This is a genomic window from Xanthomonas rydalmerensis, from assembly GCF_033170385.1.
Classification (GTDB): Bacteria; Pseudomonadota; Gammaproteobacteria; order Xanthomonadales; family Xanthomonadaceae; genus Xanthomonas_A; species Xanthomonas_A rydalmerensis.
In genome coordinates this window covers 2,359,301-2,374,086 of record NZ_CP126170.1, presented here as the reverse complement: position 1 = coordinate 2,374,086, position 14,786 = coordinate 2,359,301, and the positions used below count along the sequence as shown (strand labels likewise).

Annotated in this window: 13 protein-coding genes; 8 read left to right on the top strand and 5 right to left on the bottom strand. The window is 62.5% G+C overall.

Annotation, left to right across the window (positions count from 1 at the left end; translation table 11 throughout):
* Window positions 1-46 precede the first annotated feature (46 nt).
* The 3 genes from QN245_RS09870 to QN245_RS09860 form a co-directional block, all read right to left on the bottom strand.
* Window positions 47-994 (bottom strand): Bug family tripartite tricarboxylate transporter substrate binding protein, encoded by a 948-nt coding sequence (locus tag QN245_RS09870; protein WP_317845186.1) that lies wholly within the window; start codon window positions 992-994, stop codon window positions 47-49.
* A 45-nt stretch (window positions 995-1,039) separates the two neighbouring features.
* On the bottom strand, window positions 1,040-1,933 hold the full coding sequence (locus QN245_RS09865; protein WP_317845185.1) for an NAD(P)-dependent oxidoreductase: 894 nt from the start codon (window positions 1,931-1,933) through the stop codon (window positions 1,040-1,042).
* A gap of 157 nt (window positions 1,934-2,090) precedes the next feature.
* Entirely contained in the window at window positions 2,091-3,101 is a 1,011-nt protein-coding gene (locus QN245_RS09860) for a LysR family transcriptional regulator (protein WP_317845184.1), read from the bottom strand.
* A 117-nt stretch (window positions 3,102-3,218) separates the two neighbouring features.
* On the opposite strand from QN245_RS09860, the gene QN245_RS09855 reads away from it, so the two are divergent.
* From QN245_RS09855 to QN245_RS09820, 8 genes are all read left to right on the top strand, one after another.
* Window positions 3,219-5,570 carry a type VI secretion system Vgr family protein gene (locus tag QN245_RS09855; RefSeq protein WP_317845183.1) on the top strand — a complete coding sequence of 784 codons (2,352 nt, stop codon included), beginning with the start codon at window positions 3,219-3,221 and terminating at the stop codon, window positions 5,568-5,570.
* Window positions 5,571-5,586: 16 nt separating this feature from the next.
* Complete coding sequence (locus QN245_RS09850; RefSeq protein ID WP_317845182.1) at window positions 5,587-6,705, top strand: DUF2169 family type VI secretion system accessory protein; 1,119 nt, start codon at window positions 5,587-5,589, stop codon at window positions 6,703-6,705.
* Entirely contained in the window at window positions 6,698-8,311 is a 1,614-nt protein-coding gene (locus QN245_RS09845) for a PAAR-like domain-containing protein (protein ID WP_317845181.1), read from the top strand. The genes QN245_RS09850 and QN245_RS09845 overlap by 8 nt, the downstream gene beginning before the upstream one ends.
* Window positions 8,312-8,323: 12 nt before the next feature.
* Window positions 8,324-8,755: a tetratricopeptide repeat protein gene (locus QN245_RS09840; protein ID WP_317845180.1), complete on the top strand. Its 432-nt coding sequence runs from the start codon at window positions 8,324-8,326 to the stop codon at window positions 8,753-8,755.
* A 31-nt stretch (window positions 8,756-8,786) separates the two neighbouring features.
* Entirely contained in the window at window positions 8,787-9,236 is a 450-nt protein-coding gene (locus QN245_RS09835) for a tetratricopeptide repeat protein (protein ID WP_317845179.1), read from the top strand.
* The gene (locus QN245_RS09830; RefSeq protein WP_317845178.1) at window positions 9,223-9,675 is read left to right on the top strand and encodes a tetratricopeptide repeat protein; all 453 of its coding nucleotides are present in this window, start codon (window positions 9,223-9,225) and stop codon (window positions 9,673-9,675) included. The genes QN245_RS09835 and QN245_RS09830 overlap by 14 nt, the downstream gene beginning before the upstream one ends.
* A 28-nt stretch (window positions 9,676-9,703) precedes the next feature.
* The gene (locus tag QN245_RS09825; RefSeq protein ID WP_317845177.1) at window positions 9,704-10,258 is read left to right on the top strand and encodes a hypothetical protein; all 555 of its coding nucleotides are present in this window, start codon (window positions 9,704-9,706) and stop codon (window positions 10,256-10,258) included.
* Between the two features lie 145 nt (window positions 10,259-10,403).
* Window positions 10,404-11,144, top strand: a complete 741-nt coding sequence (locus QN245_RS09820; RefSeq protein WP_317845176.1) for an AP2/ERF family transcription factor — start codon at window positions 10,404-10,406, stop codon at window positions 11,142-11,144.
* Here the strand turns inward: QN245_RS09820 and QN245_RS09815 are convergent.
* Window positions 11,122-12,054 (bottom strand): LysR substrate-binding domain-containing protein, encoded by a 933-nt coding sequence (locus tag QN245_RS09815; protein WP_317845175.1) that lies wholly within the window; start codon window positions 12,052-12,054, stop codon window positions 11,122-11,124. The two genes, QN245_RS09820 and QN245_RS09815, sit on opposite strands and share 23 nt — an antisense overlap.
* A gap of 623 nt (window positions 12,055-12,677) precedes the next feature.
* On the bottom strand, window positions 12,678-14,672 hold the full coding sequence (locus tag QN245_RS09810; RefSeq protein ID WP_317845174.1) for a relaxase/mobilization nuclease domain-containing protein: 1,995 nt from the start codon (window positions 14,670-14,672) through the stop codon (window positions 12,678-12,680).
* Between the last annotated feature and the right edge of the window lie 114 nt (window positions 14,673-14,786).

Here is a 14,786-nt window from a genome sequence, read left to right as displayed (position 1 = left end):
GCGATGCAGCAGCGTGTGGGCCGCTCAGTTGCTCACGCGGGCGGCCTCATTGGGGTGCGATGCCGGTAGTTCTGGCGATTTCGCCCCACTTCTCGATGTCCTCGCGGATCAGCCTACCGAACTCCTCGGGCGAAGACGGCGACACGGCCAAGCCCACGGTATCGAAGCGCTGCTTGATGGCTGGATCGGCAAGCACCTCGCGCAGCGTGGCGTTGAGCAGAGCGACGATCTGGGGTGAGGTGTTCGCAGGAGCCGCCACACCAATCCACGCGGTCAGGTCGTAGTCCCGGAGGCCTTGCTCCGCAAGTGTCGGGATATCCGGCGCCAGCGGCGTGCGCCGTGCGGAAGTGACACCCAGCGCGGTCACGCGCCCAGAACGCACCGCCTGCATGCCGTTGACGAGATCGGCAACGACAAAGTCCGTGTTGCCGCCTATCAAATCCGCCATGGCCTGCGGCGTTCCCTTGTAGCCCACCGCGGTGGCGGTGAAGCCCATCGCCGACACGAAGCGAGCGGCCATCAACTGGGTGCTCCCCGCCCCATACCCATAGGAAAGCTTGCCAGCATGGGCTTTGCCATAGGCGGCAAGTTCCTGCGCAGACCGGACAGGCAGCGATTTGCTGGAGACCAGCAGGAAGGGGGACTCGCCGATCAAGGAAATCGGCGTGAAGTCCTTTCGGGGATCGTACGGCAGCGACTTCATGACCGCCAAATTACTGGCTCCATTGGTGACGCCTACCATGAGCAATGTGTAGCCATCCGGTGCAGCACGAACCGCTGCCATGGTGCCTACGAGGTTGCCGCCGCCGGCCTGGTTGTCCACGACGATCGGCTGCTTCAGGCGGACCGCCATCGCGTCGGCCAGTGTTCGCGCCACGACATCCGTGATGCTGCCAGCGGACATCGGGACCACGAGCCGGATCGGCCTGTCCGGAAACGCGGCAACAACCAGCGGCGCTACGGCAATGAGGAATGCGACGATGCGTTTCTTCATGGTTTCTATTCGGTTGATTGTTATGTACAGCTCGCAGATCGGCGCTCACGGCGCGCTGCTGAAATTGACCTCAGCCACCCGGTCCACGGATTGAATGGCCGTGGCGTTGCCCGCCTCGTTGAGTCCATCCGCGATCACCACGTCGAGCAGGCGCAACGCCGTGCGGCACACGTCCATCGGCACGCCAAGCGCCTCGGCGGCCTGGAGCCCCATATGCATGTCGTTGCGGAGAAGACCGCTGCTGAAGCGCGGCGGAAAGCTCCGGTCCAGCAGCCCGCTGGCGCGCCGCTCCTGCGTGGCGAACGACCTGCCGCTCGATCGATTGATGACGTCCAGGACCATGTACGGTTCAATCCCGGCAGCGGCGCCGCAAGCCATCACCTCGAAACTTGCGAGCATCGTCGTCGCATAGAGCAGGCTGTTGAGTACCCGGAGGGTTTGCCCGCTGGCCACGTCAGCGCCGAGGTAGAAGACGTGCTTTCCGATGGCTTCCAAGGCGAGCAATGCGCTTCCGTATGCATCCAGCGAGCCAGCAGCCATGATGGTCAGCTCACCGCGCACAGCAGCTGTCAGCCCTCCGCTGACGGGAGCGCTCAGGAAACGCACGCCTGCCTCGTCCATCAATGCCTTCGCCTCACGGGTGGCCTCTGGCCCTATCGTGGACAGATCGACAAGCACATTCGGTCTACGTTGCCGTGAGCGCCCCGCCAATTCCCGAACGACCGACAGCACGCTGTCGGGTGTTGGCAAGCTCATGCAGACCACGCTGACGTCAGCCAGCATCTCATCCAATCCGCCCGCTGCGACCGCGCCATATTCCAGCGCCGCGGATACCGCTGCAGCGTTGCAGTCGATCACGACGACCGCATGGCCTGCCCCAACCCAACGCCTGACGAAATGCCGGCCGATATTTCCGGCCCCGATCAACCCAATACGCATCATCCCCTCCCGGTAATGCACTGAACGGCCGAAATGCTATGCCGGCAGGTGGAATGTGACGATTGCTAAATATCCGGTGCAGTATGCATATTGGTTAATTGATCGGCCGCCTCCTGCGCATTTCCACAATTATTTATGTTGACCATAAAAAGCCATTTCAATTCGCCATGGGCGATGCGAAGTCCATCCGCTCTTGAGCCGCCTGTTCTTTGAAGGCGGCGATGAATGGGGAGACATAGGGTCTTGCGACGCCAAGCGAGGAGCGCAACACCGCCGGGGTCAGCAAGATGTCCTCGGCGATCGGCACGGCCCTAAGACGATCGTCATGGTGCGCCTGCACCGTGAATTCATCGACCAAAGCCACGCCAACCCCGGATGCGGCGAGCGCGCATGCGACGTCCATCTGCCAGACATCGAAGCGTGAGTTCAGCGACGCCCCAATCTTTTTGAGCGCGGCCTCGATCAACTGGCCACCCGCGATGCTCGGATGCGGAGCGATTACCAGGACGTTGGCGAGGTCCAGCAAGCTGATCCGCTCTTTCGATGCGAACGGATGGTCCACGGGCATCACGCAAACCATGCGCCCTGAGGTCACCACCTCGGCTTCCAGGTTCACATGCTCCAATGGGACTACTGCGATAGCCAAGTCCGCTTGGTTGCTCAGAAGCACGCGTGGCATTTCCCCGAGCGTGCATGTCCGCAGTTGCACATGCACCTTCGGGTAGCGGGCCAGGAATCGAGCAACCGCGCGGGCGACCACCCCACGGGATAAGCAGGGACTCGAACAAAGGGTCAACGTACCCGCAGACCCGTTGCGAAGACTAGCGGCCAGGTCGTTGACCTGGAGTGCGTGGAGGTAGCACGACTCCACCTCCGCGATCAGGGCGTTTGCCTCCTCGGTCGGGCATAGCCGGCCTCCGACACGCTCGAACAGGGAGTATCCGAGGCACTGCTCCGTGTGCGCAATTCCTCGGCTCACGGCCGGCTGGGACATGGAAAGCAGCTTTGCCGCCCCTTTTATCGATCCGGCAAGCATCACTGCCCTGAAGAGTTCCATCTGACGCAAGCGAAACTGCATGGTGGGTTCTCGCAGAGTTGAGTAGAGCGCCCACGATGGCCCCATATGGCCCGTCCAGATCAATAAAAATTTAATGACGTACATAACCATTAACGATCAGAAACAAAACAGATTTGTCGTAGCACATACAACTCAGCCCAGCCCGATCTAAGATCGCGGCCGTTCCGACTCATCGTGACGCGCCTGGATGGCGCTCACCCATGCAAAATGACACGCCGCGTCACCATCCAGACGCCCCTGGGAGAGCAGTTGCAGTTCCGGCAGCTGCGGGGCAGCGAGGAGCTGAGCCAGCTTTTCTCCTTCGACATCGACCTGCTCTCGGAGGGGCGCGACATCGATCCCAAGGCGCTGCTCGGCAAGACGGCGACGGTGGAGATCGAGACCGAAGGCGGCGGCAAGCGGTACCTGGACGGCCTGGTCACGCGCTTCGGCATGCAGGGGCAGGACCATCGGCTCTATTCCTACCACCTGCGCCTGCAGCCCTGGCTCTGGGTGGCCACGCGGCGGCAGGACTTCCGCATCTTCCAGTTCAAGACCGTCCCGCAGATCGTCCAGGAGGTGCTGGGCTGCTACGGCTACCCGCTGCAGCTCAAGCTCACGCGTGCCTACCGCGCCTGGGACTACTGCGTGCAGTACGGCGAGAGCGACTTCGACTTCGTCTCGCGGCTGCTGGAGCACGAGGGCGCGTATTACTACTTCCAGCACGCGAGCGGCCAGCACACCCTGGTGATCGCCGACGACATCGTGGCCGGGCACGAGCCCCTGCCGGGCGCGGCGGTGATCCCGTTCTACCCGCCCGAGAAGTCGGCCACGGCCGACCGCGAGAACATCCACGCCTGGACCCTGGGCGAGGAGATCAAGCCCGGGCGGTACTACAACGACGACTACGACTTCAAGAAGCCGAGGTCGGACCTCTCCAACATGCGCCAGCAGCCCCCGGGCCATGCGCACGATGCGTACGAGATCTACGAATGGCCGGGCGGCTACGTGCAGCACGGCGACGGCGAGCAATACGCGCGCGTGCGCCTGCAGGAGGGCCTGACGGGCCACAGCGCCGTCAAGGGCGAATCGCGCCACCGAAGCCTGGCGCCGGGCTACACCTTCACGCTGGAGAACTACCCGCGCGGCGACCAGAACCGGCAATACCTCATCACCGGGGTCACCTACCACCTGCACGAGAACCCGCGCACATCGTCAGCCAACAGCGCCAGGCCGGGCGAGACGCTCAAGCACAACGAGGAGCACGGCTCCTTCCAGAAGTTCAGCCTCACGGCCCAGCCCACGAGCCTGCCCTACACCCCCGCAAGAAAAACACCCAAACCACGGACCACCGGTCCGCAGACCGCCGTCGTGGTGGGCCCGGCGGGCGAGGAGATCTGGACCGACGAATACGGCCGCATCAAGGTGCAGTTCCACTGGGACCGGCTGGGGGCGATGGACGAGAACTCGAGCTGCTGGATGCGGGTGGCCACGAGCTGGGCGGGCTCGGGGTTCGGGGCGATCTCGATCCCGCGCATCGGGCACGAAGTGTTGGTCGATTTCCTCAACGGTGATCCCGACTATCCCCTGGTCGTAGGCAGCGTCTACAACGCCGCGAACATGCCGCCGTGGGCCTTGCCGGGCAATGCGACGCAGTCGGGCATCAAGACGAAGTCCAGCAAGGGCGGGGCGTTCGGCGACGGGATGAAGAACGGCGCGGGCGACGCGAACGCGATCCGCTTCGAGGACAAGAAGGGCGCGGAGCAGCTGTGGCTGCATGCGCAGAAGGACCAGCTCACCGAGGTCGAGAACGACGAGGACAAGTGGGTGGGCCAGGACCGGCGCAAGACGATCGACCGGGACGAGACGAACGTGATCCACCGGGACCGGACCGAAACGGTGGATCGGAACGAGAAGATCACGGTGCACGGCTGGCGCACCGAGGAAGTCGATGGCGACGAGACCATCACCATCCACTCCAACCGCAAGGAGCGGGTGGACCACAACGAGACGATCTCGATCGGCGACAACCGCGACGAGATGGTGGGTATCAACGAAGACATCCGCATCGGCAAGAACCGCAGCAAAACCGTAGGCCGCAGCGAGACCGATTCCATCTCGAAAAATTGGACCACCACGGTGGGCCTGCTGAAGACCGAAACCATCGGCGTGGGCTGCATCCAGACCACGGGTGTCTTCAAGATGGCCAACGTCGGCGTGGCCTACAACCTCAACGTGGGCATCACGATGATGACCAACGTGGGCATGAACCGCAGCGACACCATCGGGATGGAGCACACCCACACGGCGGGCAAGAAGTACGCGCTCACCGTGGGTGGGGGCGGTGGAAGCGCGGCGGCCGGTGCAGTCTCCAAGAACATCACAGCACCCTCCGGTGGCTCTGAAGGAAAAGGCGGCTCCAGCCTGGTCATGGACGAAACCAGCATCACCCTCAAGGTGGGCAAGTCCGTGCTGGAGATGAAGGACGACGGCACGGTCAGCGTCAACGGCAAGCTCATCCAGATCACGGCCGATGGCGACAACGTGGTGATCCAGGGCGAAGACATCCACCTGAACTGATTCGCCCTGGACTGGCATGGACGTCGAAAACCACAGCCCGTTCCCGCACATGGTCATCGAGAAAGCGACCACCAAAGGCCGCTTCTTCGATGTCGTCATCGTGGCGGGCAGCTTCACCCTCGCCCACGGACAGCCCGTGCTGGCCATGGATGAGCAAATGCCCATCCAGTGCGTGGACCGCTACGTCGGCGCGCCCGAGAGCACGCCGTTCCTGGAAGAAACCCACCTCGTCGTCGGCAAGCAGCGCACGGACGTGCACGTGCTCGGCCACGCCCGCCCCCTGGACGGCAAGCCCGCGACGCACTGGCCCATCGGCGTGCGTGTCGGCCCGCTCACCAAGACCGCGCAGGTCACCGGGCTGCGTGCGTGGCACTGGACGCCGCTGCGCGGCTGGCACCTGACCAAGCCCGAGCCAACGACCGCCGTGCCCCTGCACGCGGGGGCGGCGTACGGCGGCGCGGTACGCCGAGCGCGCTACTGCGGGCCGGCCACCGACGACATCCACGACGCCCAGGCCTTCGATGCCTACCAGCCCAATCCGGTGGGCAGGGGCTATGTGGGCGATGCCGAACTAGATCGCGCCCAGTTCTACCTTGCCCCGCAGATCGAGGACGTACAAAAGCCGCTGCGCGACATCCGTGAGCGGCTTGCGCCCGTCTGCTTTGGCCCCCTGCCCCGCTGGAACCCGCAGCGCGCCCGCCATGCCGGCACCTATGACGACGCTTGGCGAGCGGAGCACTTCCCATACCTGCCGCCGGACTTCGATTTCGCGTTCTACCAATCCGCGCAGCCCGACCTGATCGCGAACGGCTGGCTGAAAGGGAATGAACCCGTCACGTTGATCGGCTGCGACCCCACCGGCCGTATCGACACCCAGCTTCCGGGTATCGACATCCTGAGCTTGCTCACTGACGAGGACGGGCTGACACAGCCCCTTCCGCTACGGCTGGACACGGTGACCATCGATCTCGACAGGCTGTCGCTGCAAATGGTGTGGCGCCGCGCAGTGCCCAAGGAATGGGGGCTGCGCAAGGTCATGTTGGCTGGCATTCCCTCCGGGCCGGCGCAGCGTGGCGCCGAGCAGCCTGTCCATATCCACCGCCAGCGGGCTTCGACGGAGGTGGGTCATGGCTAGAAAACACATCGCCGAAGCGACCGCGAAGTGGATCGCGGTCTGCACGACACCGGATGTATGCAAGGTCGGCGGCACTGCCGTCCCGTTCGACAGTTTCAGGAGCCTGTCGAACAAATTGAAGTATTCCCCGAACGTGTACGCGCGTGGCATGCCAGTGTATCGATTGACCGACTGGGTCCGCGGCACAGATGCAAACGCGGGTATGGGCGTCGTGTCCCAGACGTCGCAGCAGCCTGGGCACGTACGGCTGATCGGCGACAACACAAGCGTGAAAGTCAACGGACTGATCTGTGCGCGCCACGACACGATAGTACAGATGAACGTCGGGCCGGGTGGGCCCAACACCGTCGGCAAACTCATCACAGAGCAGAGTGCGCCAGCCGGAGTGGTGAAGAACGGCAAACTGCCCTGCAACGACCCACCGAAGACCTCACCGGAGCTGGAAAGGCTGCAGCAACTCAAAGAGAAGCTGAGCTTCATGAATCCGGACCAATTGGATGAATACATCCGATTTGGCGATTGGAGCAAATCAGCGGACGAGACCATCGCCTCGATCGACATGAAAAACGAGGGCGGGTGGTCCACGGCGGGTCACTATGGCGGGCAGGTGGCGCGAGGAGCGCTGGGCTTCGTCAAGGACATCGGCCTTGGGCTGGGGCAGCTTCTCTACACAGTCGGCAAGAAGGGCAACATCGCAGGAGCGCTTCATAGCAATCTGGATGCGCAGATCCTCGCAGAGCAGATTCGGTTGGGCAATGTCTGCCTGGAAACGCTCAAGCAGGCCGCTAAGGCCGCGGGCCATGAATTGACCAAGCCGGTGACGGACGCCTGGGAAAAGGGCAACTACGTCGAGGCGGTAACGCGGGCCGGCTTGGAGATAGGAAGCCTGGTGCTGGTCGTCGGCGATGTGGCCAAGCTGGCACAGGGTGCGAAAGCAGTAGAAGCCGCAAGCGCTGGTGTGAAGGCGGCGGATGCAGTCAGTGCAGGCAGCAAGGCTGGCGAAGGCTTGTCTGCCGGTGGGAAAGCGGCTGAGGGCGCTGGAGCCGGTGGGAAAGCAGCTGAAGGCGCTGGAGCTGGCGCCAAGGTGGGCGACGAGCTGGGGACTGTCGCCAAACCGGGTGAAGCGTCCAAGGCGGCGGAGGCGGCTGAAGCGGCAGGAGTGCCCGTGGAGGAATACAGGGTCCTCACGAAGAAGGGTAAGTCGGTCAAAGAATTTTCAACCCGGAAGGCGAATGGCGTAAAGATCAAAGCCCGCAGCCTACGTGAACTGTTCCTAGGCAAGACGCCAGGTAAGAAATCGGCCACCGGCAAGAAGGTGATTGAAAGGATGGAGAGCGAGGGTAAGATAAGAAACAATCCCCGTACGGGAGAGCAAGAATTCAAGGCCTCGGATGGAGAGTGGTATAAGATTGACGAGGCAGATATGGCCCATTACCCACGGGATGCTGTATCGTATTGGAATGAGGAAGGCCGGAAGTTCGGAGCAAGATCCCCAGAGGTTAGAGCGTTTATGAATAATCCGGATAATTATGTATTGGATCATTTTTCCTTGAACAGGTCATCGGGTGCCAGTTTAGGAGAGACGTATCTGCCTCCCTTGAAGTAGAAGGAAATCAAAGTGTCAGCACAGGATTTGCCAGTCGATATTGGTGAGAAAGAAGTTGAACTCGGTAAGGCCTACCAGCAGTCGATTAAAGCAAACGACTACCCCCAGGCAGAAAAGATGCTCCTCGCCATGTGGGATATCTACCCACAGCCGAAGCACCTCTGGAGTTCTTCGAAGAGTCTGATAAAAGACATCATCGGCTTCTACATGGAGCAGAAAAACTACTCAAGTGCCGAAAGCTGGGTGGATGAGCTTTTTCGGTGTAACTTGCTGCCGAATGATCCTAAGCCACATATCATTCGTGGAAAGGTGTATTTCGAGTCCGGACGCAAGGACATGGCTGCGCAGGAGTTTTTGAAGGCGTACGAAATGGGTGGTCGACGAGGATATGTGGGCGAAGATCCTAAATATCTTCAATTTGCGCTGTCACGACAAAAGCGCTAGGCATTCAGGTCATTTGTGATGGTGGATTGCAATGGACGTTAAAAGCCTTCCTTCCGAGGTGTTGGATAAATTGGTCCAAAACGGGAAGGTATACAGGGACGCCAAGGCTTCAGGGGATTACGCTTTGGCGGAAGCCCAACTTATGGAGAGTTGGGATGCATTTCCGGAACCCAAGCATTCCTGGGACTCGTCTGAGAGCGTGATAAAGACGATTGCTGGCTTTTATATCGAGAGGAAAGATTTTTCCGCTGCCGAGAATTGGGTGAAAGAGTTGTTCAAATGCGACCCTCTTCCGGGCGACCCCAAACCTTACCTTCTGCTTGGAAAGATATATTACGAATCCGGCAGGCACGAGTTGGCAGCGCAAAATCTTATCAAGGCATATGAGATGGGTGGAAGAAGAGGTTATGCCAGTGAGGACCCGAAATACTTGAAGTTTGCACTGGACCAAGTCAAAAAGCGAGTAAATGATGGCGAGTGATGATGTTGAGGACGATACCGGCCCCGAGTTGCCCGACGAGATCTACGAGAAGGTGACCGCGCTGTCGGAAAAGGCCAACGACGCATTGGAGAGCGACAGGCCTTCGGCTGCCATCGAGCCGCTGCAGCAGGCCCTCGACCTGTTGCCCGAACCACAGCATGAGTGGGAGGCATGGACTTGGTTGAACGGCTCGCTGGGCGAGGCGTATTTCAACCTCTCCGATTTCAGGATGGCGCGCATCTCGTTTCTCGACGCCATGAGTGGACCAGGCGGTCAGGGCAACCCTTACCTGTTGCTACGGGTGGGCCAGTCGGCCCTCGAACTGGGGGAGACGACGCAAGCCAAGCAGATGCTGGCGCAAGCCCATATGCAGGAGGGCGATGAGTTGTTTTCGGATGAGGATCCAAAGTACCTGGCATTTCTGCGCTCGAATCGCTGATCGGCCTGATCTTTACGGGAGTTGCTGTATGCCCATCCGATTCGATCCTCTACCCGACATGCTGTTGCGCAATATTGGCCGCTACAGTCGCCAGGAACCGCTGCAGAAGGCGTTGATGTCGTTGCAGCCGCCAGTCAGGGATCTTCGTCGAGGCCGTGATGCCGACCCGTATCCCGTCAGCGTGGATTGCCTAGGGCTGGATCTCATGTTGCAGTGCATGGACCCTACCCTACCCGACCATGAGCAGCTGTGGGGTCTGCACGCCCTGACCTTTCATACTCCCTTGTCCCGGCCAGCCGCGCCGTGGAAAGGTGATTGGCCCAAGGGACTCGACGTGGCGACGGCTACCTCGCGGGATGTCGTGGCACTGCTGGCAGAGGATGGCGATGACGCGTTACTCGCATTGCCGGAGATGGCTTGCTTCCTGGTGCCTGGATTCGACGGTCAGACCTGGGCAGTGCAGTGCGCTTTCGGTGGCCCGGGCAAGACACTGCAAACCATGAACCTGGTGCGCACCGGAGAATGGGTGGGGGCATCCTGGCTTCCCGAGTTCAAGCCAACCAAGGCCGCCATCGCGGCCTGATTGCACCCTGGACGCAATGCATACACGTCCAATCGCCACGCCCACTTGTGCAGGAGTGCCAAGTTCTTCAGGACCAGAGAGACCCGAAAAGATCTACGGGCTGACCCCAAGGTACGAAAGCGGAAGGCTCCTGAGGTGGTCGGTGATGATCGCCCGCCGAGGCGAGCGTTTCCACCAGGAGTTCCGCGTTGCCACCTATGGCGACCCGGAGAAAGCGAAAGCTGCGGCGATCGCCTATCGCGACGAGGTCCTGAAGACGATTCCCGCGATGAGCCGGAGCGAGTTCGGAACGATCCTCCGCAGCAACAACACTTCCGGTGTCCCGGGCGTGTCGCGCCGCGAGGAAAAAAAAGGCTTTGTACGGTGGTGCGCGATGGTATCTCTGCCGGATGGCACGACGCGCAGGCGCACCTTCGCGGTGGGCAAGTACGGCGAAGAGACGGCCCGCCAAAAGGCAATAGAAGCACGGCTGGAGCTGCTCAAGTTGCTCGACGGCTGGTTCGTGCATCATCCAGATGCTGTGCCGCCTGGCCCGGCGCCAAGCGCCGTTGTCGAACCCGCCATGCCCAAGCGTGAGAAGACGCAGGCTGGTGAAAGCAAGCATCAACCTTCACCAGACAAGCGGGTCTATCGCACTCAGCTCAATTGGAGACTGCGCAGCGGTGTGCATGTCTGCCGCGACTACTGGGTGGCGGAATGTGCGCTGGCCACTGGAGGTACCCGACGCAAGCAGTTCTCCGTGACCGAATATGGGGAAGACGATGCCAGGCGCCGTGCGTTTGAGCAGCGCGGCGCTTGGCTGGCGCAGCCTCCAGAGCCAGCGCGCAGGCGCGCTCAGCGGCCTCGCGCTGGTGCTGATTCGGCTAAACCGCAGCTTGGAATCTGACGCTAGGGCCGCATCCAACGAAACCATCCATGGAGCCGACCGCCTGGGCGCGGGCAATGAACCGGGCCAGCGCTTCCGACGGCGCCTTGTCGGGGCGCAACAGATAGGTGGTGAGCATGGGGACTGGGGCCGCAAACGGACGCATCACCACGCCAGCGCGGCTGGGCGCGATGTAGGACGCACCTGCCAGCCCCAGCGCCAATCCCGCAGACACCATGGCGATCATCAAATCTAACGAGGCGACGCGCTCCGCTACCAGCGGCTCCATACCCGTTCGCTGAAGGATGCGCTCCACCTGCATTGCCTGGCCTTCGTATGCCTTGGGGTCGCATAGCACCAGTGGATAGCGGATCACCTCTTCGAGCGCCAGATGCTTGTGCGCCAGAAGCGGGTGTCGCGATGGCACAGCCACGGCCAGCTCCTCGGCCCAGACCGCCTCGGCAATGAGGCCATCGCCAACGTCGCCAGACTGGGCGAACCCGATGTCGTACAGGTCGTCCCGAAGTCCAGCGATCTGCTCGGACAGCGTGACCTCGTACAGCTTGATGTCGGTCTCCGGCTCTTCTTCACGGCATCGGGCGAGTAGCGTGGGGAGCCCGGAAGGCGTGATGCCGTCCGAAAGTGCGATGCGCAGTTGGCCATTGAACCCGCTGGCCACGGCCTTGGCGCCATCGCAGGCCTGGTGGAGCGCGGCAAAAATCCGCGGTACGCGCTCCTTGAAAAGCATGCCGGCACGCGTCAATCGCGTGCTGCGGGTGGTCCGCACGAACAAAGGTGTTCCCAGGTCCGCCTCCAATTCCTTGATGGTGCGGGAAAGCGGTGATTGCTCAATGTGCAAGCGCTCAGCCGCACGCGAAAAGTGAAGTTCTTCGGCTACCACTTGGAAGCACCGAAGATGGCGTAGTTCCATATTGTTTTTCCTTGTTGAACTCCAATCCATCGGGTCTTGTCTCCTGCTTATTCCCTCATCAGCTACCTCATTGCATATGGCCTCCCGGTGTAGACGATCTATCGTTCATGTATCCCTACCGCGCGAATGTGCGGCGCATCGAGTTTTGATAGCGCTATCTCTCAGGCACTTGGCTTCCGTTCAACTTCGCGATCTGGTCAGTCGCCGGGCGGCCCCAGGAATCGCCTGATCGCTACTACCGTTCTGAAAATTTCAGGCGCAAACGTTTTCGTCAGCGTGGTCCTCGCAATCCGATGCTTTTCGGCGCGAGATCAGTGCCGCGTGCTCGCCGCCATCGGAAAGGACCTCCGGAAAAGTTGGGCCAGTGCCTGCCCGCTGCAACGCCAAAAACAGGTCCCACCTGTTGCAGCGCGTGCCCCTGAGACGGGGGCCGATCGTAGTGGGACGGTCGTCGCACCGCTTCCCTACTGCGGAATGGAATTTGTTTCTGCGCATCTCACTTTATGGGGTCAATAAACCGCGCACGAGGCAAATGAAGTCCTGAGCGCGCGGGGGCCGCACAGCAGCCCAACACATAGGTACGTCGATGGTTAATAGCAGCGCCAGGCTTGGCGGCTTTGTTTTCACCCGATCGACGGCCCGCGCTGCCGCCCTACGTCCCACGTCACGGACCCACCGCGCACCGTCGCGGAAAGCTGCTTCCCCAGCCGCGGCTCGATGACGGGCCGCCATGGAACCAGGCTGAAGCCGATGCCATCGTCCAGCATCGCGTAGCGCCCACTGGCGAGCATGATGGAGCGCCGGTAGACGCCTGCCACGCGCTGTCCGTCAGGCACCGGCCGATGCACCAGGCCATTATCTGCGGCGATGTCCTTCGCGGCTTGCGCGAGCTCCCGGCCGCGCAGCGTACCCAGCAGATTGCGGGCCAGGAGGATACGTTGCCCACGTTGCTCCGCAAGCCCCTGCTCCAGCAGGAAGTCGGCGCGCTGCCGCATGGCCAGCTTGGCGTCCGCACCAAAGCCCAGGTCCCCTACTCCCGCGCCACCACCGATCAATTGCTGGTCCAGCCAGGTCGCTCCGATGACGCGGATCTGGCGCTCGATGGGCAGGTGCGATTTCAGCTCCACGGCGACGCCACCCAGCCTCTGCGCATTGTGCTGGCGGCCACGCTCGGCCAGGTCGTCCGGCACCTTCCAAAGCCCTTCTGCCAGGCGCTCCACGATGCCGGCCCGGCGCAGTGCTTCCAGACGGCGCACATGCGCTGCGACAACCTCCCTCGGATCGCGGCCCGGCGCGGCGCGACCCTGCTCGACTGCCAGGTGATGGTCTGCGCGATACAGGCCATCGGTAGCCAGCGCGACGATGTTCCGGTCGGCCGTGCGCATCTCTGTGGTACCGCGCACTTCCACCACTGCGCCCAGGGGGTAGTTCGCCAGTTCATCGCGCCGGTTCAACGTGACGTAGTGCGCCTTGCCGTCGGTGCCATCGACCACCAGATAGCCGCAGTCGTGCAGCTCGTCCGCGAGCCCCTTCGCGGCAACACGGCCGAGGATGGTGCGGCCATCTCCACCCGGCTCGAATATCGCCAGTTCGCGCGAGGCGCCAGACATGGCCCGCTGCATGGTGCGGATGATGTCGCCCCGTTCGCCCAGGGTGCGCAAGGTCTTCTCCGCGTCGGCATGGATGGTCCACGTCCCAGGCTGCACCTCGTCTGCCAACCCCAGCCGCTGCAGTCGCTGCAGCCGGCCGATCAGCAGCAGGCGCTGGCGGTGCAGATCCGGCCGGCTGAAGCGTTCGATCTGCACCTGGCCACCCTCCCCCGACTCGCGCTGCAGGGTGCGATCCAGACTGGTCCAGCGCTCCTGTTCCACCTCGCGCCCCAGGGTCTGCTGGATCTCCAGCTCGGTGCGCGGCCCGAGCCATTCCGTCGCCAACTCCGCGGCCCGGTGCCGGAAACCATGCGCGATGTAGTCGCCGGCGATGACGAGGTCCTTGCCGGTGTCGTCCTTGCCCCGCACGACGATGTGCGTGTGGGGGTTGTCGGTGTTCCAGTGGTCAACCGCGACCCAATCGAGTCCCGTGCCCAGGTCGGCCTCCATGCGGCCCATGAGGTGCCGCGTGTAGGTTCGCAGGTCTTCCAGTTCCGCCGCATCCTCGGGCGAGAGGATGAAGCGGAAATGGTGCCGATCGTCAGCGCAGCGCTGCTTGAAGGCGTCCAGGTCCGCGGTGTCTGTCTGCGGCCCGTAGGCCCGCCCGGGCTCGCCCCCACGGCCCACGCCGTCACGCTCGATGTAACGCAGGTGCTTGGCGAGCGACCGGGAGCTGGCCTGACGCTGGTTGACCAGCAAGGTCTTGATGGTCACCCGCCGCGACATGGGCGTTAGGTTCGCGCCCGCGAAGCGCGCCGCCGTATGGCCGCGGCCGAGGCGTGAGCCGGGCCGCTGGCCGGTGCGCGCGCTGCTGCTGCCAGTCGTGGGACGACGCATCGCCGGCTTGCCGCCGCTGGCCTTGCCAGCGTGTTTCAGCACCTCCGCGACGAAGCTCTTGCCCTGCCCCTTGCCTCTGTTCCTCGGGGCGCCTGGGCGCACCCGGAAGTCGTCGTCGCGGCTTCGGGTCATGGCTCTATCCCAGGCAAGTTGCAGCGCGTCAGGACGCAAGAGGCACGCGGACATCCCTGGAGCGGCGCAGCTCCAGCACCCCTCGCGGCACGGCGGCGAAGCCGCTGCGTGCCG